This is a genomic window from Trebonia kvetii, assembly GCF_007827045.1.
Classification (GTDB): domain Bacteria; phylum Actinomycetota; class Actinomycetes; order Streptosporangiales; family Streptosporangiaceae; genus Trebonia; species Trebonia kvetii.
Genome location: NZ_RPFW01000004.1, coordinates 965,919 through 989,370, shown reverse-complemented (window position 1 = coordinate 989,370; position 23,452 = coordinate 965,919). Strand labels below are relative to the sequence as shown.

Sequence of the window (23,452 nt, the reverse complement as noted above, 5' to 3'; positions counted from 1 at the left end):
CGGACACCCAGGCCGGCGAGGCCAAAACCGGCAATCGCAATGACGGGGGCCGCGACGGCCCAGAACGCGTCGTTTCTCATGCTGGCACCACTCATCACGCCCGTTCCCTGCAGCGCAAGGAGGAGCCCAGCAGCATGATGACAACACCGACGACGATCCAGGCCGGCTTCTTCATGGCGGGACTCCTGACAACTTCCGACAACCCAGGCTGGGCCTCTCGGGTCAACTGTCATGGTCGGGACGCGCCAAGGCATCGTCTGCCGGAAGTACAGTCACCCTACTGCACGGGTAGTAGATCCACGCTGCCATCACCCATGGCCGCTAGTGTCCTGAGTCGATGATGCGTTGGCAGTAGGCGGCGAGGGTTTCGAGGATTTCGTCGGCGGACTTGGTCCACACGAACGGCTTGGGGTCCTTGTTCCACTCGTTGATCCACTTGCGGATGTCGGTTTCGAGTTCGGTGACGCTGCGGTGCGCGGAGCGGCGCAGCTTGCGGTTGGTCAGCTCGGCGAACCAGCGTTCGACGAGGTTCATCCAGCTGGAGCTGGTCGGGGTGAAGTGCAGGTGGAACCGCGGGTGCTTCAGCAGCCACTGGTGGATCGCGGGCGTCTTGTGGGTGGCGTAGTTGTCCAGCACCAGGTGCAGTTCCAGGCCGTTGGGGACGGCGGTGTCGATGAGCTTGAGGAAGCGCAGGAACTCCTGGTGGCGGTGGCGGCGGTAGGGCTGGGCGATCACCGAGCCGCTGGCCAGGTCAAGCGCGGCGAACAGGCTGGTCGTGCCGTTGCGCACGTAGTCGTGCGTCATCCGGGCCGGGGTCGTCGGCAGCATCGGCAGGCACGGCGCGGTCCGGTCCAGGGCCTGGATCTGCGACTTCTCGTCCACGCACAGGACCAGGGCATTCTCCGGCGGCGACATGTAAAGGCCGACGACGTCGCGGACCTTGCCGATGAACTCCGGGTCGGTGCTCAGCTTCCAGGTCTCCACGACGTGCGGCTTGAGGCCGAACGCCCGCCAGATCCGCGAGACCGACGACTGCGCCAGGCCGGTCTCGGCGGCCATCGACCGGGTCGACCAGTGGCTGTCCTGCCCGCGGCCCTTCTCCGTCAGCGTCCGCGTGACCAGCACCTCGACCTGCTCGTCGGTGATCTTCCGCGCTGCCCCGGGCCGCGGCGCGTCGCCGAGCCCGTCCAGCCGGCGCTCCACGAACCGGACCCGCCACTTGCGGACCGACTCCCGCGACAGCCCGGTCCTGGCGGCGACCCGGGTCAGCGGCGCCACCCCGCCCTCCTCCGCGCAGGCCAGGATCACCCGGGCCCGCCCGGCCAGCGACTGCGACGCCGTCCGCTTGCGCGACAAGGCCTCCAGCGACGCGCGCTCAGCATCAGACAGAACCAGTGGAATCAGCTTCGGGCTCGGCACAAGCCAAGCCTACAACCTGCAAAGTCTTCAATGACTCGGGACACTAGCGGCCCGCACTAGTCCCCGACCACCTCAGCCCCCGCGTGCGGCACGCACCGGAACACCAGACCCGGCGCACTCTGCCACCGCCACCCGCACCCCGCGCCCGGCGCCCGGCGCCCGACACAGTCACCGTAACCTGCAAGCCCGCCACCGTCGACCCAGGCAAGGGCGCCACGCGGCGCGCGTACCCGCCGTTACGCGCCCCGAGAGTGCTTGGCAGGATCGCCGTTAGTCCGATGCAGAGTCGGATGATCTGGGCGTGCTCTCAGGCGGGTGCAGGTCCATCGGGTCGAGACAGATCCCTTGGCGCCTCAGTGTTCGGCAGGAGCCTGTTCCCAGGGTGTGAAGGCGGTCATTACGAGGCATGTGCCTGTGCTGCGTCTGGGTGTTCAAATGTCTTCGCCGATGTTTTAAGCTGCGGGGGATTAGTGGCATATTCGAATCGTTTTGTTCAAATGCAGTGGTGCGATGGCCACCGTGTCCATGCGCTTGTGCATCCGCCCCGGTCGGAATGGTAAGAAATACGGTATTGGTTGTGCGATAACTGGACGATCATCCCATATCGCATGCAGACTGCTAATACCACTTGCCTAGGAACGCCTGGTTATTCTGGCGGTCAGGAGCCTCGATGAGAATCGGCGGGCGTACGGTCGTTGTTTGCGTTGCAGCGTTCATCGTTGCAGCGGCAGGCATTGTTGTGGCTGGCTGGCGGGCGAGCTGGCCGCCAGCGTTGTTCGGGTCCTCACCGGCCGAGCCGCTGGGGCCTCATATTCAGCTCACCCAGGTGGGCGCCAGGTCCGTAACGCCGTACAGGGTGGGAGCCGACGAATACGTGAACAGCCTGGCCGCCTGGCAGACCCTGTCGGCTGCCGAGCGGGTGACCTTGGTGGAGGAGCTGCATGTCGCCGAGCGCAGGTTCACGGCGCTGGGGCGCAGCGTGTTCCCGTCGGCAGGGTCCATCGCCGTCCAGGCTGCGATATCCGGCCCAAGGTCTGGCCCGAGCCGGAGCGCCGTGCTCCTTGCGGGACGCTCTAACGGCGCGCCGGGCTATGTGTCGGAGGATTTCGGCGCAACGGCGTTCGGCGCCCGCTCCTTCGATTACGGCAAGGCGACGTACGCGGGCGCGGCCGGCATGTTCTTCTGGACCCCGTGCGCGAGCGTGACCTCCGCGCAGCCGGGCACGTCTGAGGTGACGATATGCGGCGGGCAGGCAACCGGCGTCAGTGTCAACATGCCAGCCGCGGGGTTGACCGCGGTCGCCGTGATCGTCAACGGCGACGGCGCCGCCCTAGCGGCGCAGCCGGTCATCGCGGCGTTCACCAACCACGCCTCCCGCTCCGCTCAGGTAAGCGTCACGGGAACCGCCGCCTCGGTCACCGCCACGTTGCGCACGGACCCGATCTCCGCAGTCTGCTCCCCTGCCAGCCTTCTCTACTCCGCCCCGTCGCCTGAGAAGGCGTCAGCGCAGCTCACCGACCGGTCTGTGATAACGCTCACGAACTGCGCGGGGTCGCTGGACGCCCTGGTCGCGGCCGGCAAGGTCCTGAAGGTCATCTCCGGGGTACGAACCTGGCTTTCTTTCGCCCACGACGCATACGACACCGTGTCCAACGCCCGGGAGTACGTCAGTTCCCCTGCGCTGCAGGCATGCGCCACCGGGCGGATGCTCTCCTACATCGCCGAGGTGCTGATGCCCGCCGGAGCGCCCACCTGCACCCCGAGTACGCTGCCCGCATGGACCGGCACCCTCGGCGCCGGGCAGACCGTGCGGTTCGCGGTAACGCCCATCATCGAGGAGCACTTCGCGGGCAACGGCCAAGGCGAAGCGGTGATGTTCAGCTTCGTCCACCTGCACGTCATGGCGTGCCCGTCCGGTGGTTCCTGCCAGGCTGGCACGCAACTGGTAACCGCCAGCCTCCCCGTCGTCGCCTGCCCGACCTCTCTGGGGATAAATCGCCCGCCCGTATCGCTCCCCCGGTCGCGGCCGGTAGCAGTACCCCGGGCGCTGGCGGCCGACTTGTCGCTGTACGCCGACAACCAAGGGGTCATGGAACTCCTCGGGCCGAAGGGATGGAACTGCACCGCCGCAATCGGAGCCGACGGCAGCGGCGGGGTTACCGTCTACCCACGTGGAGCGGGGCCGTCGTCCCCCGCCGCGATCACCGGGTCGGAAACGGGAGCATGTTTCGGCTGCACCCTCGGCCAAGCCTGCGCGCTCTTCCCGAGCGCCGCCAACGCTTTGCGAAGCGGTGTGGGCGAAGCCTGTCTGGTCCATCGGCCGGCCGCAGAAATGGTAATGTCCATCGCCGCAGGCATCGAAGGCTTCGAAGACCCACCGGGGGTCAAGGGGGACGGCCGCCCATCCGGCGGCCCATACCCAGCCAACGGCGTGATGACCTACCACCCCAACGCACAGGACGGCAGCTGGCAGGAGACGTGCACTTTGCCAGCCAGAGAGAAGGACGTATGCACCGCGGTGCTCAACACCTTCGTCTCCTGGTACGGGCAGCGATAGCCATGACGCCGACGCAGAGTGCATTCACCCGTGGAGAGGCACGCCAAGCATGCGTCACAGCCCTGGTCACAGCCCGGCAGCCAGCAAGCCGGATCGTATGCTTATGGGTCTCCGCACTTGAAGTGAGTATCCCCGTCTGCCGCGATCAGGGCGCCGTGCGAGCCAGAAATGGACGTTCTGTGCGCGGCGCATGATGCGCTGACGCGCCAGCTAGTAGGGACAGAGTCGGCGATCGGCGCGTCTACTCCCCCTCCGCGAACGCGCGGGCACCCGCCCCCGCTCCGGCCGCCAGGCAAGCGTCACGTCCGCAAGCCGCCGGGCGACGGATGCCGATGCACGCCTGGCTCCGCCCCGTATCCAAGCCGAACACGCCGCCGGCGCGGCCCGTCTGTGGCCGTCCGTGGAAAGCCGACGGTGCGCACCGACCGTCGCACACCCCGGACGCCGTCTGCCATGCGTCCGCGGACACCGCAACACAACGGTCCACCGTGATACGAGATGACACACGCCGGGACAAGCAAAACGGCCCGCCTAGCGCGACAATTCGCAGCTAACGGACCGTTTCCGCAGGTGGTGGCAGGTGATGGCAGGTGATGGGTTCGAACCATCGTAGGCTGATTTACAGCCCTCTCTTCTTTGCCCAAGTCACAGGCGGCTGACCAGCAGAGATGGGCTGCGGACGAGGTTTCGCGCCGTCGGCGCCGCACCCTCGGGCTCCGCGGAACTCGAACGGGCCACGGACAGGGATATGCCAGGCCACGGACGGCCGATAAGGAGTGGTCATGCCACCGCGCGCCGCTTCCCCGCCCGCATCCGCACGGCCCCGGCCACGCACCCGGAAAATAGCCTCCCGCCCCAACCGCAGCCCCCGGCCCTCCCGTGAAAGAGCCAGCCAGCCGACGCCCCCGCCCGGGACGGCATCGCGCGACCGGAACCCAGCCCGCACTACACCAATTGGTCTAGACCTATTTCACGATTGGTCTAGACCAAAGGGGTCCAGGTATCAGCACGGATTCAGCACGCGGTCCGGAAACGACGGGAAACAACCGGCATGATTCGGGTAAACCGGACATGAGAACGGACCGTCCTACTCCCCAGTTTAACGGCCCGTCTTCCGGGCGCACGGTAGGTATATCCGCAGTTCAGGCTACCTAACGTCCAGCCCGGTGACGGCCCGGCCGATGATCATCCGCTGGATTTCCGAGGTGCCCTCGAAAATGGTGAAGATCTTGGCGTCGCGGTGCCAGCGCTCAACCGGGTACTCGCGGGTGTAGCCGTTGCCGCCGAGTATCTGGATCGCCTGGTCGGTTACCCGGACCGCGGTCTCGGCCGCGACCAGCTTGGACATCGAGCCCTCGGCGCGGTTGAACGCCTGGCCCTGGCGGGCCATCCAGGCCGCGCGCCAGGTGAGCAGCCGGGCCGCGTCGACGCTGGCGGCCATGTCGGCGAGCTGGAACGCGACGCCCTGGTTCTGGCCGATCGGCTTGCCGAACTGCACTCGGGTCACCGCGTACTCGGTCGCGAACTCGACGGCCGCGCGGGCGACGCCGACGGCCATCGCCGCGACCGAGGGGCGTGACGCCTCGAAGGTCTTCATCGCGGCCTGCTCGCCGCCGCGGCCGCCCTCGCGGATCCTGGCGAGCCGCCTGTCGAGCTTCTCCTTGCCGCCGACCAGGCAGTTCCCCGGCACCCGGACGCTGTCCAGGATCACCTCGGCGGTGTGCGAGGCGCGGATGCCGTGCTTGCGGAACTTCTGCCCCTGCGACAGCCCCTTGGTGCCCGGCGGGACGATGAAGCTCGCCTGCCCGCGCGAGCCGAGGTCGGGATCGACGGAGGCGATGACGACGTGCACGTTCGCGATGCCGCCGTTGGTGGCCCAGGTCTTGACGCCGTTGATGACCCACTCGTCGTGCGCCTCGTCGTAGACGGCCCTGGTGCGGATCGCGCCCACGTCGCTGCCCGCGTCGGGCTCGCTCGAGCAGAACGCGCCGAGCTTGACGTCGCCGGCGTCGCCGAACATCTGCGGGCACCACTCGCCGACCTGCTCAGGCGTCCCGTTCGACGTCAGCGCCGCGGCCGCCAGGGTGGAGCCGACAAGCGACAGCCCGATCCCGGCGTCGCCCCAGAACAGCTCCTCGACCGCCGTCACGAAGCCAAGCCCCGACGGATCGAAGAACTGGGTCGCGAAGAAGTCGAGGGAGTACAGCCCGATCTTCGCCGCCTCCTGCAGGATCGGCCACGGGGTCTGCTCCCGCTCGTCCCACTCGGACCCGGCGGGCCGCATCACCGACGCCGCGAATTCGTGCACCCAGTCGCGCATCTCGCGCACGTCACTGCTTAGCTCAAGGGAGAATCCTGGTGTCGGCTCGCTCATGTTACTGGACAGTAACATGATATCGGGGCTGCGTGAACCTCCAGCGGAGGTGATTCACGAGAAATTAATCAGAACGGGTGCGTGCAGGAGGAGATCTGGTGACCGACATCTGGGCCGGGCTTGACGAACTGAGCGGCAGTCTCGCGGACCTCTACCGGGACCTGCATCAGCATCCGGAGCTGTCGCTGCAGGAGTACCGCACCGCCCGCCTGGTCGCCGACGCGCTGCGGCCGCTCGGGTTCGAGGTCACCGAACAGGTCGGCGGTACCGGGGTGGTCGGCCTGCTGCGCAACGGCGACGGCCCGGTCGTCATGCTGCGTGCCGACTTCGACGCGCTCCCGGTCCTCGAGGAGACAGGCCTGCCGTACGCGAGCAGCACCCGCGCGGCGGGGCCGGACGGCGGCACTGTCCCCGTGATGCACGCCTGCGGCCATGACATGCACGCCGCCTGCCTGGTCGGCGCCGCGACCCTGCTGTCGCGGGCTCCGGACACCTGGTCGGGGACGCTGCTGGTGGTGTTCCAGCCGGCCGAGGAGCTGGCACGCGGCGCGCGCGACATGGTCGCCGACGGCCTGTTCACCCGGTTCCCCGCGCCGAGCATCGTGCTCGGCCAGCACGTCGGGCCGTTGCCTGCCGGGGTGATCGGCCACGCGAGCGGCCCCGTCATGGCCGCCTCCGACACCGCCAAGGTGGTCCTGTACGGCCGGGGCGGTCATGGCTCGCGCCCCGAGGCCGCGATCGACCCGGTGCTGATGGCGGCCAACGTGGTGACCAGGCTCCAGGGCATCGTCGCCCGCGAGGTTCCGCCCGCGGAAACCGCCGTGGTCACCGTCGGGCGGCTGCAGGCGGGCACCAAGGAAAACGTCATTCCCGGCACGGCCGAGCTTGGCATCAACGTCAGGTCCTACACGCCGGCCGTCAGGGCCCTCGTCCGCGCCGCCATCGAGCGGATCGTCAACGCCGAGGCGACCGCCAGCGCGGCGCCCAGGCCGCCGGACATCACCTGGGCAAGCGGCGCGCCGGTGCTGGTCAGCGACCCCGCCGCCACCGAGGCGACCGTCGCGGCATTCAACGGGCACTTCGGCGCCGGCCGGCTGATGCCCATGCCGCTGATCACCGCGAGCGAGGACGTCGGCGTGTTCGGCGAAGCCGCGGGGGCGCCCACCGTCTTCTGGTTCTGGGGCGGCCTTGACACCGAAACCGTGCTTGGCGCGCTGGCCGAGGGAAGGATCGATTCGTTGCCGAGCAATCACTCGGGGGCCTTCGCGCCGGTGATCGAGCCCACGCTCAGCACCGGCGTTCAGGCCCTCACCCTCGCCGCGCGCACCTGGCTCGGCGCCGGCCGCTGAACGCGGGGGTACGGGGGTCGTCCCTCCGGGATAGCTGCGGGACGATGGTCCTGCACGGTGAACGTGTGACGGCGGATACTGGAGCTGTCGAACTGCGCGGAGCGGGAGGACATGATGCGAAAGCTTGCGACCGACCGGGCGGGGCTCGAGATCTTGCACCTCGGGGACTGTTTCGGGCTGCTCGGATCGGTGCCGGTCGGGCGGATCGGCTTCCTCGCCGGCGGCGAGGTGATCATCTTGCCGGTGAACTTCCTGGTGGACGGACAGGACGTGGTCTTCAGGACCGCGCAGGGGTCCAAGCTGTCGAGCATCGAGGTCGGGCACTACGTGGGGTTCGAGGCCGACGCCTATGATCCGGCGACGGAAACGGGCTGGTCAGTGTTGGTGAGCGGACTCGCCGAGATCGTGGACGACGAGGCGGATGCCGCACGGCTCGACGCACGCGAACTGAGGTCATGGGGCGAGCCCGCCGATCCGGTGTGGGTGCGCATCCGGCCGTCGTCCATCTCTGGCAGGCGCCTCCCGGCTGCCGCGCCCGGCAGCGGCTGACCTCAGTCCGCCGGAGGCTGGTGGGTCGCGCGGTAGGCCTCGACGGTCTGCAGCTTGTGCCAGCGTGCGTACCGCTCGATCTCCGCGCTGTCGCCGCTCTCCAGCAGCTCGATGAGGCGCGCGTGCTCGCCGGTCGCCGCCTTGGCGCGCTGGGGCAGGTAGGCGAACATCGTGTCGCGGATCCTGTCCAGCCGCCGGTTCGTCTGGTCGAGCAACTCGATCAGGTACTCGTTGGCGCAGTGCGCGAAGATCGCGGCGTGCAGCCGCCTGTTGAGCCTGCTGAACTCCCCCGGGTCACCTTCGGCGGCGACCAGCTCCATCTCGGCGGCTAGCGCCTTGAGCCCGGCCAGGTCGGACGGAGTCAGGTGCGCGGCCGCGTAGGCGGTGGCCGCGCCCTCGAGGATCGCCACCGCGACCATCTGCTGCTCCCAGGCCGTGGCGTCCACCGGGGCGACGATCGCGCCGACGTTCGGCTGGAACTTCACCCACCCCTCGGCCTCGAGGCGCCGCAGCGCCTCGCGCACCGGGATCGCGCTGACGCCGAGCTCCCTGGCCAGGGCGTCGATGTTGAGCCGGGCTCGCGGAGCGAACGCGCCGGAATGGATCCGGTCCCGCAGGACCGTGTACGTCCGCTCCTGTTTGTTCACGCTTCGAGAGTATCGGCGCGACCCCCTTCCGCCCGCCTAACGAGACAGGACGGAACCCGACGTAGTGCGCCAGCTGCGCAACCGAGTGGGCGAAAAGGGCGTCGGCCGGCTCGAATGAGCCGACGAACTGGCCGAACAATTCGAAGCTGATCATGCCGAACAGCTGGGTCCAGGCGATGACGGCGCGCAGCAGCACGTCGGGCGGCACCCCGCCGGCCGGTCCGGGCAGCGCGGCGAGCAGCTTGGCCGCCTGGTCGCGGAGCAGCCCGCCGACCTCGGCGTCCGCGGCAAGGCGCGCGCCGGGCTCCACGGTGACCTCCCCGGCCGCCACCGCGGACCCCAGCACGGCGACGAAGGCGAGCGGCACCCGGCCCGCCGGCGCGATCGTCGCCTCGGGGGCGCGGTAGCCGGGCACCGGAGAGCCGTAGATCAGCGCGTACTCGTGCGGCCGCGAGACCGCCCAGTCGCGGATCGCGTGGCAGGCGGCGAGCCACCGCCGCACGGACGGGCCGGCCGTGGTCTCGATGGCCTGTTCCGTGGCCTCGCCGAGGGCGTTGTACGCGTCGATGATCAGGCCGGTCAGCAGGTCGTCCCTGCTGGGGTAATACCGGTACAGCGCGGAGGACACCATGCCGAGCTCACGGGCGACGGCACGCAGCGACAGGCCGTTCGCGCCGACGGATGCGAGCTGACGGCGGGCCTCTTCCTTGATCTCCCTGGTCAGCTCGGCGCGGGCGCGCTCCCGCGCGGTGCGCGGCGCGTTCGGTGTGCTCATCGTGATCCCCCTCGCGAAGGCTAGTGACCAGTGAACTAAAACGAGAGCAGTGCTCTTGACAAGGTCTTAGCTTATCGTGTTCACTGATCTTAGTCGAGAGCATCGCTCTCGCAAAGGACCGCTAAGCAGAACTGCCGCAGGGATTACCTCGAAGGAGAGCAGCCGTGAACGCCGCAGCCGCAGAGCACCGCTACATCAAGCCGCAGTCGGCCACCAATGTCTTCAACACCGTCGTCGCCCGGCTGACCCGGATGGGCGTCAGCGTCTACGGGTCGCGCGTCCTGTACGTCAAGGGCCGCAAGTCGGGCGAGTGGCGCTCCACCCCGGTCAACCCGCTGACGCTCGACGGCACCCGCTACCTGGTCGCACCGCGGGGCAACACCCAGTGGGTCCGCAACCTGCGGGTCGTGGGCACCGGGGAACTGCGGGTCGGCCGGCGTGTCGAGCAGTTCCGCGCGACGGAGATCGCCGACGACGCCAAGCCCGCGATCCTGCGCGCCTACCTGAAGAAGTGGAAGTTCGAGGTGGGCGTGTTCTTCGACGGCGTGGACGCCAAGGCGCCCGAGGCGAAGCTGCGCGAGATCGCCCCGGGCTACCCGATCTTCCGCATCGAGCCCGCCACGCCCGACCAGGCCCGCGTCCGCTAGGACACGGCGTAGTCGGCGGCGAGCTTGTCCATCAGCTCATCGAGTTCCGGGTTGACCACCTGGCGGGCGGGGTCGGCCAGGTGGTAGTCGGCGATCTCCCGCGCGCCGCGCTCGAACGGCACCACCGCGTGCCAGCCCGGGACCACCGACTTGATCTTCGCGTTGTCGAAGACCATCGAGTGCGTCTTGTCGCCGAGCAGCCCGGCGCCCCACTCCGGGTCGGCAGCGTTGATGACGTCGGACGGTACGTGCACGATCCGCGGCAGCACGCCGAGCGCGGCACCAAGCGCGAAGGCGATCTGGTCCCAGGTCAGCACGTCGTCGGAGGTGATGTGGAACGCCTCCCCGAGGGTCCGCGGGTGCCCGAGCAGCGGCACGAACGCGCGCGCGAAGTCGGTGTTGTGCGTCACCGTCCACAGCGAGGTGCCGTCGCCGTGCACGATCACCGGCTTGCCCTCACGCATCCGGGCGAGCGAGGTCCAGCCGCCGGACAGCACGGTCTTGGTCGCGTCGTAGGTGTGCGACGGCCGCACGATCGTCGCGGGGAACCCGGTGTCGCGGTACTCGGCGACCAGCAGGTCCTCGCAGGCGATCTTGTCCCGCGAGTACTGCCAGAACGGGTTGCGCAGCGGCGTCGACTCGGTAACCGGCAGCCGCGCGGGCGGCGTCTGGTACGCCGACGCCGTGGAGATGAACACGTACTGCCCGATCCGCCCGCGCAGCAGGTCGACGTCGGCGCGCACGTGGTGCGGGGTGAAGGCCACGAAGTCGACGACCGAGTCAAACTCAAGACCAAGCAGAGCATCCCGAACGGCAGCGGCGTCCCGCACATCCGCCCGCAGCTCCCGGACGCCGGGCGGCAGCTCCCGGGCCGACTGCCCGCGGTTGAGAACGGTCAGCTCGATCCCGTCGTCCGCCACGGCCTGCGCCACGCACGCCGAAGAGATGACCCCAGTACCGCCGATGAAGAGAACCCGAAGCTTGCTCATGCACCCAACCCTATGGGGACGCGCTAGAACCAGTTGACCTGGATGTTGCTATCGCCGATCTGGAGGAGAAGGCGGCGGGAACGGGGCGAAGCGCGCAACCGTTCTGTATGGATGTCGGGGTTTGATCTTCCGGACAGAACCCGGTGGGGAGAATGAGTCACATGTACTCGGATATGGCTTACCAGGGGACCTCGGCGCCTGGGCGGACATCGACGCTGTTCGGGCTGACGATGGGGCTTGTCGGGATGACGGCCGCGTTCTTCGCGGCCGGCGCGTACGCGGGGCGCAACCTCGGTTCTGGCGCGGTGATCGTCGCCTGGATCGCCGCCTTCGTGGTGCTGATGATCATGAACTTCGCCGCCCGGCGCTCACCGCGGGCGGCGACTTTGCTGCTGGCGATCTTCGGCGTGCTGATAGGCGTGTCGTCGGCGCCGACGCTCGTCTGGTACGCCTCGACGGAGCCGCAGATCCTGTGGCAGGCGGGCGGTGCCACGGCGCTGTTCGTCGGGGCGCTTGGCTCGTTCGGCTACCTGACGAAGAAGGATCTTTCCGGTGTCAGGCGGGCCTCGTTCATCGGACTGCTCGTCTTGCTGCTCGCCGGGGTGGTGCTGATCTTCGTGCGCATCCCGCACGCGTCGCTGATCTGGGCGGTGCTCGGGCTCGTGGTGTTCGCCGGGCTGACGGCGGCGGACTTCCAGCGGCTGCGCCGGTCGCAGGGGCTCAATTCCGCGCCGCTGATCGCCGCGTCGATCTTCCTCGACATCCTGAACGTTTTCTGGTTCTTCCTGCGGATCTTCTCGGGTTCCCGCGACTAGCCTTGCCCCATGGAATCCAGGCAGGCGCCGGATCCGGTCAGCCGGCCGGGACCTGACCTGAGCGAGCTGCTCACGCTGGTGGGACGCGGCGATCAGGCGGCATTCGAGTCGGTCTACGACAGGACCGCCGGGGCGGTGTTCGGGGTTGTCCTGCGGGTGCTGCGGGACGCCGCGCAGTCGGAGGAGGTCGCCCAGGAGGCGCTGCTCGAGGTGTGGCGGACGGCGGGGCGCTTCGACCCGCAGCGCGGCTCCGCGTCGGCCTGGGTGATGACGATCGCCCACCGCCGCGCCGTGGACCGGGTGCGCTCGGAGCGGGCCGCCGCGGACCGGGAGGCGCGTGTCGCGTCCGCCGCGCCACCGCCGCCAGGCGACGAGGTGGCCGAGGCCGTGGAGTCCTCACTGGAAGCGGAACGGGTGCGCCGCTGCCTGGACGGGCTGAGCGGACCGCAGCGGGAGTCCATCGTGCTCGCGTACTACTCGGGCTTCAGCTATCCGCAGGTCGCCTCGAAGCTCGGCCTCGCGCTCGGCACCGTCAAGAGCCGGATTCGCGACGGGCTCAGCAGGCTGCGGGACTGCCTGGGGGTGGGCCGGTGAGATTCCCGCGCTTCCTGTTCCTGGGCATGCTGCCCTGGCGGTCCAGGCACTCGCTGGCCGGCCCGTACGCGCTCGACGCGCTCGAGCCGGCCGAACGCGCCAGGTTCGAGCGGCACCTGCGCGGCTGCGCGGCGTGCCAGTCCGAGGTGCGCGACTTCGCCGAGGTGGCGGCGTCGCTAGGCCTCGCGGCGGCGACGACCCCGCCGCCCTCGCTCAAGGGGCGGGTGCTCGCCGACGTCGGGGCGCTTGACGCCGCTAGGTCCGACGACGCCGCGATCGCCGCCGTGCTGTCCGCGGCGGACGCGCTGATCGCCAGCGCGGCGACCTCGGCGGGCGGCACCGCAACGGTCGTCGCGTCGCGGAGCGGCCGGTCGGTGGTGTTCACCAGCGCGGGGCTGCCCGTGCTGCCGCCTTCTTCTGTCTACGAGCTGTGGTTCATCGGGTCCGCGGGGGTGCGGGCGGCCGGCCTCGTGCCGTCGCCGGCGGCCGGGACCCACGGGATCACCGTGCCGGTGCTCGCGGCCGGGCTGTCCGGCGACGACGCGGTCGGCGTCACTGTCGAGCCGGCGGGCGGCACCACCGCGCCCACCACCACGCCGATTGTGGTGCTGACGCTCCCCGGACGTTAACCGGGTCCGATCGCGGAACCGAGTGATCTCGGCATGCCGGATGCGGCGGGACGCATCCGGCACGCCGAGCGTGCGGGACAGCCAGATCAGGCGAGGCCGGCCGGAGTCACTTCCGGCCAGCGGAACCGGCTCGCCTGACCCCCGCGGATAGTGACCTGTCCCGCTTGGCTCCCGTCCTGGCGCCATACGACGTAGTCGCCCGCGGCGAGGACGGGATAGACGGCGGCGTAGACGGTCCGCACGCCGGTATGACGCTCTCGCACCATCGAGTGGGTGCGCGGGCCGCCCTCGGACGGGCTGATCTCGATCTCCTGGCCTGCCAGGTCGGGCGGCGCGTCGAGAACGAGGGCGCCGATGCCCTCGCCGAGCTCGAGAATGACGCTGCCCGGCTCTGACGTGCCGTAGTGGTGATGGTGCTCGGTCATCGCGGTATCTCAGGAACTCGGAGTCTCGAAGCCCCCGTAGGGGACGCCGAGGTAGGGGAAGGTGCTGAGGTAACCGGACGGCACGCTCGACGGGGTGAGGCCGTCGGTGACCAGGCTGGCCGCGCCGTCTGGGGTGAAGGACTTGTCGACGAGCGGCACCGTCACTCCGGCGATGGCGCGCAACTCGACGGTGACCACGTCGTCGAACACGCGGCGCCCGTTCGGGAAGCCGGCCGGGTCGCCGCCGATCAGGCCGAGAATGTTCGGCTTGCTCGTCGGCGGTATGGCCGTGTTGAGCCGGAGCATGTCCGCGATGACCGGGCCGGTGAAGTTCTGGAAGCCCGGCACGATGCCCGACGGGATGCCGGTCATCAAGATGGCCTCCAGGTCGGCGCGCGCCGTCTTCGCGGCGACGAGCGCGGCCAGGTTGGGGAACACGCCCGGGTAGAGCGCGGGGAGCAGCCCGGCCAGTTCCGGGTGGGCGACGGTGTTCAGGAAGATCTTGTCGACGTGCGGGGGCTGGCTGTTCCAGAAGTCCTTCTGGCCGAGCGGGATGAGCACCTCGTTCACCAGCGGGTTGCCCAGGCGCGACACCTGGTGGAACGGCCCCGACCAGACCTTCTTGTGGCTGTGCGAGTCCCACACCTGGACCCGCTGGCGGCTCGCCGTGGTCCACACGCCGATCACCGAGCCCTGGTCGGTCACCTTGCCGTGCGGGCTGCCCCACAGCAGGTCGCCGATCGGCACCTGGATCGCGATCGAGTGCACGTTGAGCTGCGCCGTGGCGTTCACGCCGGGCGCGCCCTTGCTGAACAGGTGCATGCCGTACTGGGCGTGCAGGTTCTCGAACGGGCGCAGGTCGCCCAGGTCGAAGATCGCGCCGAGGTCCACGTAGAAGCCCTCGGCGCGCTGGCCCGCGAACACCTTGATGTTGCCGTGCAGGTCGTGCACGGCCGCCTGGGCGAGCGACGGGTAGTTCGGCGTGGACAGCGGGCCGATGTTGCACGGCGGGCAGGACAGCCCGTCGGCGAGCACGGTGCTCTTGCCGTTCTTGACCTGGGTGACCCGGTAGACCTGCCGCCGGTTCCAGTTCGAGCTGCTCAGCGACGTGATCGGGCCGGTGTTGTAAAGGAACGTGTCCGGGTCGGCAAGCTCGGTCCTGAACCGGAACTGGAAGGTGAGATCCGGCTCCGCGTCGCCGTCGTTGTCGACGTGGATCTCGTAGAGCACGTCGTCGCCGAAGGCGTAGAAGTTCGGGCCGCCGGCCGGCCCCTCGAGCGGGATGTAGTTCGCGATCAGGGTGACGGTGCCCGGGCAGTCCGGGCTGACGAACGCGTAGACGTCCGTGCTGTCGGCGACCGGGTCTGTGCAGATCTCCGGGGCCTCGCGATGCGAAGACACTGTGCTACCTCACCTGGTTGAGCAGCTGGACGGCGAGCTTTCTGTCGCGGACCCGCACCAGCCGGGTCCCGTGGAAAACCTCGAACTCTCCGGTGGCCGCGTCCCGCAGGTACGCGACGATCGGCTCGTCGCCCGCCGGGTGCGCCCCTGTGCCGGCGGGCGTGTCGGTCGCCGCGTGCGCCGACCCGGCCGCCGCGAAGATCGTGCCCGCGCCCGCCGCGGCGGCGACGGAGACCGCGCCGACGCCGGCGGCGCCGCGCAGCAGGGACCGGCGGGAAAGCGAAGGTGCCGGGCGCCCGGCTCCGGGTTCCGCTTGATCCGCATGAATCTGAGGAGGCATGGATGTCCTTCCCTGTGTGTACGGACTGCCGTTACGCAGCGGATTCGGCGCACACCCGGTTACGGATTGACCACGCGCCACCTCGTAACGAAACCGTTACCTGAGACCGGGCCGAAGCACCACGGGTCTAACAGAACGGAAATCTCCTGCTCATACACTGCTGCGGTGACTGCTGCAGTGATCATGGTCGATGACCCGCGCAAGCCCGAGGTGCGCGCCATCCTCGAACGCCACCTGACGTTCTGCCTCACCGAGACGCCACCCGAGCACAGCTTCGCGCTCGACGTGGACGGCCTGCTCGACCCGGCGGTCACGTTCATCAGCTACCGGGACGGCGACACGCTGCTCGGCGTGGCGGCCATCAAGGAACTAGACCCGGAGCACGCGGAGATCAAGTCGATGCACACCGCGGCCGAGGCACGCGGGCGCGGCGTCGGCCGGGCGCTGCTCACCCACCTGCTCGAGGCCGCGCAGGCGCGCGGCTATCGGCGGGTGTCACTGGAGACAGGGACCACACCGGGCTTCGCCGCGGCGCGCGCCCTGTACGAGTCGGTCGGGTTCGTGCCGAGCGGCCCGTTCGGCGGCTACCCGGTGACCGGCGACAACTGCTTCTACACGCGGGCGCTATAGCCGACGGGCCGCCAGTCCTCGGGCAGCCGGAGGTTCAGTGTGCGGCTGTGCCAGTGCGATGCGGCAGCTTCCAGCCGGGACGCGGGAAGTGGCAAGTGTACCCGTCGGGGTAGCGCTCCAGGTAGTCCTGGTGCTCGGGCTCGGCCTCCCAGAAGGGCCCGGCCGGTGTCACCTCGGTGACCACCTTGCCGGGCCACAGGCCGGAGGCGTCGACGTCGGCGATCGTGTCCTCGGCCGTGTGCCGCTGCGCGTCGCTGAGGTAGAAGATGGCCGACCGGTAGCTGGTTCCGATGTCGTTGCCCTGCCGGTTCAGCGTGGTCGGGTCGTGGATCTGGAAGAAGAACTCCAGCAGGTCGCGGTAGGAGATCCTGTCGGGGTCGAAGGTGATCTCGATCGCCTCGGCGTGGCCGTGGTGGTTGCGGTAAGTGGCGTTCGGTACATCGCCGCCCGTGTACCCGACCCGCGTCGAGATCACGCCGGGCAGCTTGCGGACGAGGTCTTGTACCCCCCAGAAGCAGCCGCCGGCCAGGATGGCCTTCTCAGTGCTCATGATGCGCTCCCTGTATCATGGTTCGGGTCCGAACAGGTGGCTGTCGCCATCCACCATCCATGCAACCCCATGCCGGTCACCACTATTTCAGCGGGTAAGGGCTGAGCCGCACGGCAAACCGAAAAGGCACCTGTCACTTCGTGGCACCGCGCGAGCCACCCTCTGGGCCGGCGTCTGCCGGGGCAGTGGGCTCCACGGCGAGCAGTTCGATTCCGAAGTCACGCAGCCGGTCGAGCAGCCCGTACAGGTGCGCCTGGTCACGGATCTCGCCGACGAGCACCGACTGGTTGGGGCCGAGTTCGAGCGCCATCCCGTCGAAAGCCGACTCGAAGCGATCGCCCAGCCGCCCGCGCAGGACGATGCGGTATCTGCTTGGGGTCACTGGTCAGCTCCAGTGCTCGGACGCCTTGCCTGAACTGCCCCCCCCGGGGCACGGCGGGCAGCTCGCTGCCGTGCCTGGGAGATGGCCCAGGCCGCGTTGACCAGGCCGATGTGACTGAAGGCCTGCGGGAAGTTGCCTATCATCTCGCCGCTGGCCGCGTCGACCTCCTCGGCCAGCAGGCCCACGTCGTTGATAGCTGCCACCGCCCGCTCGAAGGTCGCGGTGGCCTGGTCCAGCTCCCCGGCCAGCGCCTGGGCGTGGGCGAGCCAGAAGGTGCACAGCAGGAACGTTCCCTCCTCCCCAGCTAGGCCGTCGTGAGCCAGGTACCGGTAGACCAAGCCTCGCTCGTCGGTCAGCCGGGCGGCGGTCGCATCGATGGTCGCCTTCATCTGCGGGTCATCGCCGGGCAGGAAGCCGGTGATGGCCAGCATCAGGTTGGAGGCGTCCAGGTCATCGCGGCCGAAGGCCTGGGTGAAGGCGCCTGCCTTCTCACTCCACCCGTGCTCCAGGATGGCCGCGCGGATGTCGTCGCGGGCCGCGGTCCATTCCCCGACCTTGTGCTGGGCGCCGAGCTGGGGAGCCAGCGCAATCGCGCGGTTGAGCGCCGCCCAGCACATTAGCTTGGAATACAGGAAGTCGCGCGGCTCGCCGCGGATCTCCCAGATGCCTTGATCCTTCTCCTTCCAGCGGCTGGCGGCGGTGTCGGCGGCTGCGGCCAGGAACCGCTGGGTGATCGTGTCGAGATCGCCTAGCTGCTGCACCAGCCGCTGGGCGGCACCGAGCATCTCGCCGTACACGTCAAGCTGGCGCTGGCTCCAGGCACCGTTGCCGACCCGGACCGGCCTGCTGCCCCGCCAGCCGGCCAGGTGCGGCAGCTCTCGCTCCGACAGGTCGCGTTCACCGCCGATCCCGAACATGATCTGCAAGTCCATCCCGCGCTGAAGCTGGGACGCTGCGGCGTCAGCCAGGAACGCGAAGAACTTGTTCGCCTCATCCGGGCATGCCGCCACCCACAGGGCCTCCATGGTCAGGCACGCGTCGCGCACCCAGGTGTAGCGGTAATCCCAGTTGCGCTCGCCGCCGACGGTCTCCGGCAGCGAGGTAGTAGGCGCCGCGACGATCGCGCCGGTCGGCGCGAACGTAAGCGCCTGCAGCACCCGCCCGGAATGGTGGACAAGGTCCTGCCAGGGACCCTCGTAGCTCTGGTGAATCACTGACCAGGACCGCCATCCCGCCAGCGTGTCATCTAGCCGGGCAGCGATCGTTTCCTGGTCCCAGGCGTGCAGCGGCGGGTCCCACATCTGGCCGTGTGCCAGCGCGAAGCCCACCGCCTGGCCGGCTGCCACATGCACGCGCGCTGTCGCAGTCGCGCCGTCAATCCGGAAGGCAGCAGGTGCGGACAGCAGCAGGCGACCCGCGCCACCCCGCGCGGCCAGGCCACCAGGAACCGCTTCCAGGATCGGGTGGATCAGGCCATATTCCGGCCGGGGTGCGTAGCTGACCTCGATATCCATCTCCCCGCTGGTGCACACCAGCCGTCGCAACAGCACCCCAGGAGACCCGGCGCCCAGCTCATGGCCCCGTTCGTTGCGGCCCACCGCCATCGCATCGGTCAGCACCGCTGTGCCGGCCGACGTCGTGAAGGTGATTTCCAGCGCCATGGTCTGGTCAGCGTAGGTCCGGCTGGCCTCGTAGTCCCCGGCTGGCGCGATGGCGAAGTGCCCGGCACCAGGGTCGAGAAGGCGGGCGAACACTGCCGGGGCGTCGAAACGCGGGAAACACAGCCAGTCCACCGAGCCGGCCCGGCTGACCAGCGCCGCCGAGCGGCAATCCGACAGCAGGGCGTAGTCGCCGATCGGCAAGCTACCCATCACGGTTTCCCTTCTTCAGGACGGTTAGAGGCCGTAGGCCTCGAGCAGGTGCAGCCAGACTTCGCTGACGGTGGGGAACGACGGCACCGCGTGCCGCAGGCGGTCGACGGTGACGCCGCCGCAGATCGCGACGGTCGCGGAGTGGAGCAGTTCCTGGATGCCGGGGCCGGTGAAGGTGGCGCCGACGACCGTCCTGCGGTCGTCGGCGATCACCAGCTGGCTAGTGCCGCGGATTCCGTTGCCCTGGGTGTACGCACCGGGAACCTCGCCCGTCGGGGTACTGACGGGCGTGACGCGCAGCCCGGCGGCCCGCGCCTCGGCCGCGGTCAGGCCGACCGCGCACACCTGGGGGTCCGTGAACGTCACCCGGGGCACGATGCCGTGCGAGGCCACGTCCTCGGCCTGGAGGCCGAGAATCGCCGCCGCGGCGATCCGCGCCTGGTACTTCCCCATGTGCGTCAGGGGGGCCAGCCCGTTGCAGTCACCGATCGCGTACAGCCACCCCCCGGCCACACCCGCAGCACGCAGCTGCTGGTCGACCTGGACGGCACGCCCAGGCTCCAGCCCCACTCGATTCAGGCCGAGGCCGGCCGTGGCCGGCTTACGGCCCACGGCCACCAGGATCTCATCGCCGGTGAACTCGCGCCCGTCCGCCATCTGTGCCAGTACCGGGCCGTCCTTGCCCAGCCGGCGGGCGGCAGTCATCCGGGCACCGGTTACCACGGTGATGCCCTCAGCCTCGAAAGCCGTGCGCAGCTCCTCGCCGGCGAACGGCTCTTCGCGGGCGAGCAGCCGCTCCGCGCCCTCGAGCACGACCACGTCCGCGCAGCCGAGACGTTTGAACGCCTGTGCCATCTCGGCACCGATGGCACCGCCGCCCAGCACGAGCAGCCGGCGGGGGAGCTCCTTCGCGCTGGTGACCGTCCGGTTGTCCCACGGGCCGGCCTCGCGCAGGCCGGGGATCGGGGGGATGACCGGGGTGCTCCCGGTAGCTAGTACGACCGCCCGCGCCGCACGGAGCTGCCGGACGGCGCCGTCCGTGGCTTCGACCTCGACGGACCGCTCCCCGGTCAGCCGTCCGGTCCCGCGGATCAGCTCGATGCCTTTGCTGTCCAGCCAGCGGCGTTGCCCGTCGTCACTCCAGTGGGAGGTCATGTAGTCGCGCTGGGCGAAGGCGGCGGCCGTGTCGAGCTGGCCGGTGACGGCCTGCGCGGCGCCCGGCGCGCGCCGCGCCGCGGCGATCACGTCACCTGGCCGGATCAGCGTCTTGCTGGGGATGCAGCCCCAGTAGGAACATTCTCCGCCGACCAGCTCCCGTTCCACGATGGCCGCGCTGAGGCCGCGATCAGCCAGGCGACCCGCAGCGTGTTCGCCGGCCGGGCCGGCCCCGATCACCAGCACGTCGTATGTGTCGGACACGAGGTGACTCCCTCCGCGAGGCGATTGGTTGCATGACCCCGTCGTTACGCAGTCTCGGCTGCGCCGCGTGCGTTACAGCAGCTGGGATGATGTAACGCCACGCGCCGCCGCCGGGACCGACGGCCATCATGGCCCGCGCGCTCACTGGTTTACCGGAGGCGGCCCAGCCGACCATGCGCTGTTGGCCCTGCTCCGCCCAGGCCGACGCGGTGCTGATCGCGGCCGGAACGTCCCGGGCCGAGCGCTATGGGCCCGCTGAGCTGCACATCGCGGTCAGGTCATCGCCGGGAGCGTGACGTGGACCTGACGGCCGCGATTGGTGCGCTGGCCGCGTGGGGCTTCGCCCAGATTCTCGCCGAAGGCGGCCCGAGCCTCAACGCGCAGCTTGCGGCCGCCGGCCTGATCGATGAGGTATGCCTGACCGTGTCCCCGCTGCTGGCCTTCGGTGACGCGAGCGGATCCTGGCCGGGCCCGGCCTTCCGGGCGGCCCGCTCTGGCGCCTCCGCTCGCTCTGTGAGCAGGACGGATTACTGTTCGTCCGCTCCCGCCCGGCCTAGGCCTGCTCACCCGGGACCGGCCGGGGTACCTCCCGCTTGAAGGTGCCCCCGTGCGCCAGGGCCTTGCCGAGCCGTTACTCCGAGGACCAGGTCGTTTCGAACGACGGGTACAGGGTGAGCCCGCCGTCCACAAAGAGCGTCTGCCCTGTGATGTATGCCGCCTCATCGGAGGCCAGGAAGGCCGCCACGGCGGCCATCTCCTCGGACCCGCCGGCACGGCGCATCGGGATGTGGTTTTCCACCATCCGCCGTTTCACCGGGTCATCAATCCACGACCGGTTGATCGGTGTGACGGTCGCGCCGGGGCCGAGTCCGTTGACCCTAATTCCTCGCGCGGCGAATTCGAGGGCCAGCGACCGGGTCAGGTTCTGCATTCCGCCCTTCGACACCGAATAGCCGAGGAACCGCGGCTTGGGGATCACCTGATGCACGCTGGACACGTTGATGATGACCCCTGGCTGCTGCGCGGCCAGGAAGGCCCGCACCGCCCCGCGGGCGCACAGGAAAGCGCCGCGCAGGTTCACGGCCAGGACCTTGTCGAAGTCCGCGGCCGACAGTTCATCGGAGTCTTCGGCGATCTGGATACCCGCGTTGTTGACCAGGATGTCAAGCCGACCGTATTCGCCCAGCACGTGCTCGAACATCTGGTCCACGGCTTGCTCGTCGGACACGTCCGCTGCGACCAGGATCGGCCGGCCGCCGGCGTCCGAGAGTTTCTTCATGCAGATCTCCACGCCATGGTCTATCGCTTCCTTGGTAGAGACCGCGCCCTCCGGCCGGCCTACGTAGTTGATCGCAACGCTGGCGCCCTCCTCGCCTAGGCGGATTGCGATCGCCTGCCCGATTCCGGAGCTGCCCCCTGTGACGAGAGCAACCTTGTCCTGCAGTCCTTTCATGGCATCCTCCCTGATGGGCTGGCCGGGGCTGTGTGAACTCGCGCCCGGGCGTTGCGGAAGAAGGCGACCGCTTCCGGCACGGTGCCGATCTGCTTGCTGGTGCGGATGACCCCGAAGGGGGCGACAGCTGCTGCCGTCCGGATCGTGGTGAGGGCCGTCCGGCGGGTGCCTGCGGCGTCGCCGACGACCAGCTCAGTGCCGTCAACGGCGCGGAACCTGCGGTTTGCCCCGAACGGCGGGGTCCGGAAGCCGCCCGGTGCGGGAACAAGACCCATGTGGCCGGTGGCCGCGAACCGCGCGGGGGCGAGTACATGCTCTGCGACGCCGTGCCACGCGGCGCGGGTCGCTGCCAGGTGGGCTGGTGAACGGTCGGCCCCGGCTGTTCATTGCTGTCATGCCTGTTCTGTCTCACTCGCCGCTGCGGCGTTACGGAATGGGGACGCGTCGTGCCTGTTGCCCGCGTGTGCACTGGTCAGCGTCCCGGGTCGCTCCGGCCTCGGCCGCAGGCGTGGGTTTCTCACCCGGGTGAGATGAGGCGAGGGGGGAGGCGCCTGGCCGGCTTCCGGGATGAAGCTGCAATCAGCCGAGGCCGGGAGGCGATCACCATGGCGCAGACCACTTGTTCCGTAACCCCGCGGACCGATGAGTCCAGCTACGCCGACGCGAATCTTGTCGCGCAGCTGCGGGCCGGGGACGAGGCCGCGATGTCCCAGCTGGTGGATCAGTGGTCGCCGACAATGCTCCGCATCGCGCGTTCGTTCGTGGACAGCGTGCAGTCCGCCGAGGATGTCGTCCAAGACGCCTGGCTCGGCATGCTGACCGGCCTGGCCAAGTTCGAAGGCCGGGCATCGCTGCGCACATGGACGTTCTCGATCCTGATCAACCGGGCCAAGACGCGTAGCGCCCGGGAGGCGAGGACGCTTCCGCAGTCGTCGCTCGCTTCCCAGGAAGGGCAGGCGGCGGATGACTGGATCGCGGACCCGCAGGGTGAGCGCCCCCGGAAGTGGGCCTCTATCGACGCTCTGTCGTCCTGGGACAGTGCCCCGGAGAACGTGCTGATGTCGAAGGAAATGCTGCGACTTCTGGACCAGGCCCTGTCTGAGCTCCCGGCCCGGCAGCGCAGCGTGCTAACCATGCGCGATGTCTGCGGGATGTCGACCGAGGAGGTTTGCGCTGCCCTGCGCACCTCACCCCAGAATCAGCGGGTGCTGCTGCACCGCTCCCGGGTCGCGCTGCGCACCGCTCTTGAGGGGTATTACCGTGGATGACCTGGACCGGGTGGAGCAGACCCGTGCCGCTCCGAGAGGAGACACATGGCCGCTGATCTGTCTGGCCAGGCCGCGCCGATCACTGGTGCCACTTCTGGCATCGGCCGGGCGAGCGCACTCGGGTTCGAACTTGGCGGCACCGGCATCCGCGTCAACCGCGTCAACGCCATCGCCATCGCCCCGGGAGTGACCCGGACAAGCATGACCTCGGCAGTCAGCGATGAACTGCTCGCCGCGGTGGCGCTGAGCCGCATCGCGGAACCTGAGGAGATCCCCGCGGCCGCGGTGTGGCTGTGCTCGGCCGAGGCCTCGTACATCACCGGCTCGGTGCTGGTCGCCGACGGCGGCTGGCTCGCCGGGTGAACATGG

23 protein-coding genes and 1 pseudogene are annotated in these 23,452 nt (G+C 69.3%); 11 read left to right on the top strand and 13 right to left on the bottom strand.

Features of this window, described 5'->3' with window-relative positions; genetic code table 11:
• Window positions 1-321: 321 nt before the first annotated feature.
• Entirely contained in the window at window positions 322-1,419 is a 1,098-nt protein-coding gene (locus EAS64_RS24475) for an IS630 family transposase (RefSeq protein ID WP_145856391.1), read from the bottom strand.
• A gap of 856 nt (window positions 1,420-2,275) precedes the next feature.
• Between EAS64_RS24475 and EAS64_RS24470 the strand changes: the two genes are divergently transcribed.
• Window positions 2,276-3,976 carry a DUF4850 domain-containing protein gene (locus tag EAS64_RS24470; protein WP_187366144.1) on the top strand — a complete coding sequence of 567 codons (1,701 nt, stop codon included), beginning with the start codon at window positions 2,276-2,278 and terminating at the stop codon, window positions 3,974-3,976.
• Between the two features lie 1,147 nt (window positions 3,977-5,123).
• Here the strand turns inward: EAS64_RS24470 and EAS64_RS24465 are convergent.
• On the bottom strand, window positions 5,124-6,350 hold the full coding sequence (locus EAS64_RS24465; protein WP_145856387.1) for an acyl-CoA dehydrogenase family protein: 1,227 nt from the start codon (window positions 6,348-6,350) through the stop codon (window positions 5,124-5,126).
• 98 nt (window positions 6,351-6,448) lie between these two features.
• Here EAS64_RS24465 and EAS64_RS24460 point away from each other — a divergent pair, with 98 nt between their 5' ends.
• On the top strand, window positions 6,449-7,699 hold the full coding sequence (locus EAS64_RS24460) for an amidohydrolase (protein WP_145856385.1): 1,251 nt from the start codon (window positions 6,449-6,451) through the stop codon (window positions 7,697-7,699).
• Between the two features lie 111 nt (window positions 7,700-7,810).
• A complete protein-coding gene (locus EAS64_RS24455) occupies window positions 7,811-8,248 on the top strand; it encodes a pyridoxamine 5'-phosphate oxidase family protein (RefSeq protein ID WP_145856383.1) in 438 nt (145 codons plus the stop codon).
• 2 nt (window positions 8,249-8,250) lie between these two features.
• Here EAS64_RS24455 and EAS64_RS24450 read toward each other — a convergent pair whose 3' ends face one another.
• Window positions 8,251-8,895, bottom strand: a complete 645-nt coding sequence (locus EAS64_RS24450) for a GntR family transcriptional regulator (protein WP_145856381.1) — start codon at window positions 8,893-8,895, stop codon at window positions 8,251-8,253.
• 130 nt (window positions 8,896-9,025) lie between these two features.
• Window positions 9,026-9,670, bottom strand: a pseudogene (locus tag EAS64_RS24445) (TetR/AcrR family transcriptional regulator); the annotation flags it as partial.
• A gap of 164 nt (window positions 9,671-9,834) precedes the next feature.
• Here EAS64_RS24445 and EAS64_RS24440 point away from each other — a divergent pair.
• A complete protein-coding gene (locus tag EAS64_RS24440; RefSeq protein ID WP_246115836.1) occupies window positions 9,835-10,317 on the top strand; it encodes a nitroreductase/quinone reductase family protein in 483 nt (160 codons plus the stop codon).
• Here the strand turns inward: EAS64_RS24440 and EAS64_RS24435 are convergent.
• Complete coding sequence (locus tag EAS64_RS24435) at window positions 10,314-11,306, bottom strand: SDR family oxidoreductase (RefSeq protein ID WP_145856379.1); 993 nt, start codon at window positions 11,304-11,306, stop codon at window positions 10,314-10,316. The two genes, EAS64_RS24440 and EAS64_RS24435, sit on opposite strands and share 4 nt — an antisense overlap.
• 161 nt (window positions 11,307-11,467) lie before the next feature.
• Between EAS64_RS24435 and EAS64_RS24430 the strand changes: the two genes are divergently transcribed.
• From EAS64_RS24430 to EAS64_RS24420, 3 genes are read left to right on the top strand one after another with little or no spacing between them, the layout of a single operon-like run.
• On the top strand, window positions 11,468-12,121 hold the full coding sequence (locus EAS64_RS24430) for a Bax inhibitor-1/YccA family protein (protein ID WP_222849542.1): 654 nt from the start codon (window positions 11,468-11,470) through the stop codon (window positions 12,119-12,121).
• 9 nt (window positions 12,122-12,130) lie between these two features.
• Window positions 12,131-12,715, top strand: coding sequence for an ECF RNA polymerase sigma factor SigK (gene sigK / locus EAS64_RS24425; RefSeq protein ID WP_145856377.1), 585 nt, complete (start codon window positions 12,131-12,133; stop codon window positions 12,713-12,715).
• Window positions 12,712-13,344, top strand: coding sequence for an anti-sigma factor domain-containing protein (locus tag EAS64_RS24420; protein ID WP_222849541.1), 633 nt, complete (start codon window positions 12,712-12,714; stop codon window positions 13,342-13,344). The genes sigK and EAS64_RS24420 overlap by 4 nt, the downstream gene beginning before the upstream one ends.
• A gap of 86 nt (window positions 13,345-13,430) precedes the next feature.
• On the opposite strand, the gene EAS64_RS24415 is transcribed toward EAS64_RS24420, so the two are convergent.
• Genes EAS64_RS24415 through EAS64_RS24405 form a run of 3 tightly spaced genes read right to left on the bottom strand, consistent with a single transcriptional unit; the run spans window position 13,431 to window position 15,510 of the window.
• On the bottom strand, window positions 13,431-13,769 hold the full coding sequence (locus tag EAS64_RS24415) for a phospholipase (RefSeq protein WP_145856375.1): 339 nt from the start codon (window positions 13,767-13,769) through the stop codon (window positions 13,431-13,433).
• A gap of 9 nt (window positions 13,770-13,778) precedes the next feature.
• Window positions 13,779-15,170 carry a DUF4331 domain-containing protein gene (locus EAS64_RS24410; protein ID WP_145856373.1) on the bottom strand — a complete coding sequence of 464 codons (1,392 nt, stop codon included), beginning with the start codon at window positions 15,168-15,170 and terminating at the stop codon, window positions 13,779-13,781.
• 4 nt (window positions 15,171-15,174) lie between these two features.
• Window positions 15,175-15,510 carry a hypothetical protein gene (locus tag EAS64_RS24405; protein WP_145856371.1) on the bottom strand — a complete coding sequence of 112 codons (336 nt, stop codon included), beginning with the start codon at window positions 15,508-15,510 and terminating at the stop codon, window positions 15,175-15,177.
• 165 nt (window positions 15,511-15,675) lie between these two features.
• On the opposite strand from EAS64_RS24405, the gene EAS64_RS24400 reads away from it, so the two are divergent.
• The gene (locus tag EAS64_RS24400) at window positions 15,676-16,140 is read left to right on the top strand and encodes a GNAT family N-acetyltransferase (RefSeq protein WP_222849540.1); all 465 of its coding nucleotides are present in this window, start codon (window positions 15,676-15,678) and stop codon (window positions 16,138-16,140) included.
• 34 nt (window positions 16,141-16,174) lie between these two features.
• Here the strand turns inward: EAS64_RS24400 and msrA are convergent, their stop codons facing one another.
• The 4 genes from msrA to EAS64_RS24380 form a co-directional block, all read right to left on the bottom strand.
• Window positions 16,175-16,690: a peptide-methionine (S)-S-oxide reductase MsrA gene (gene msrA, locus EAS64_RS24395; RefSeq protein WP_145856369.1), complete on the bottom strand. Its 516-nt coding sequence runs from the start codon at window positions 16,688-16,690 to the stop codon at window positions 16,175-16,177.
• A gap of 133 nt (window positions 16,691-16,823) precedes the next feature.
• A complete protein-coding gene (locus tag EAS64_RS24390) occupies window positions 16,824-17,072 on the bottom strand; it encodes a DUF8691 family protein (RefSeq protein ID WP_145856367.1) in 249 nt (82 codons plus the stop codon).
• On the bottom strand, window positions 17,069-18,943 hold the full coding sequence (locus tag EAS64_RS24385) for a glycoside hydrolase family 15 protein (RefSeq protein WP_145856365.1): 1,875 nt from the start codon (window positions 18,941-18,943) through the stop codon (window positions 17,069-17,071). The genes EAS64_RS24390 and EAS64_RS24385 overlap by 4 nt, the downstream gene beginning before the upstream one ends.
• Before the next feature lie 24 nt (window positions 18,944-18,967).
• Entirely contained in the window at window positions 18,968-20,362 is a 1,395-nt protein-coding gene (locus EAS64_RS24380) for a dihydrolipoyl dehydrogenase family protein (protein ID WP_145856363.1), read from the bottom strand.
• A gap of 297 nt (window positions 20,363-20,659) precedes the next feature.
• Between EAS64_RS24380 and EAS64_RS24375 the strand changes: the two genes are divergently transcribed.
• Window positions 20,660-20,959 (top strand): dihydrofolate reductase family protein, encoded by a 300-nt coding sequence (locus tag EAS64_RS24375; RefSeq protein WP_246115835.1) that lies wholly within the window; start codon window positions 20,660-20,662, stop codon window positions 20,957-20,959.
• Window positions 20,960-20,993: 34 nt separating this feature from the next.
• Here EAS64_RS24375 and EAS64_RS24370 read toward each other — a convergent pair whose 3' ends face one another.
• Window positions 20,994-21,815: a glucose 1-dehydrogenase gene (locus EAS64_RS24370; RefSeq protein ID WP_145856359.1), complete on the bottom strand. Its 822-nt coding sequence runs from the start codon at window positions 21,813-21,815 to the stop codon at window positions 20,994-20,996.
• Between the two features lie 605 nt (window positions 21,816-22,420).
• Here EAS64_RS24370 and EAS64_RS24365 point away from each other — a divergent pair.
• On the top strand, window positions 22,421-23,083 hold the full coding sequence (locus EAS64_RS24365) for an RNA polymerase sigma factor (RefSeq protein ID WP_145856357.1): 663 nt from the start codon (window positions 22,421-22,423) through the stop codon (window positions 23,081-23,083).
• A 45-nt stretch (window positions 23,084-23,128) separates the two neighbouring features.
• Window positions 23,129-23,446, top strand: coding sequence for an SDR family oxidoreductase (locus EAS64_RS24360; RefSeq protein ID WP_145856355.1), 318 nt, complete (start codon window positions 23,129-23,131; stop codon window positions 23,444-23,446).
• Window positions 23,447-23,452 lie beyond the last annotated feature (6 nt).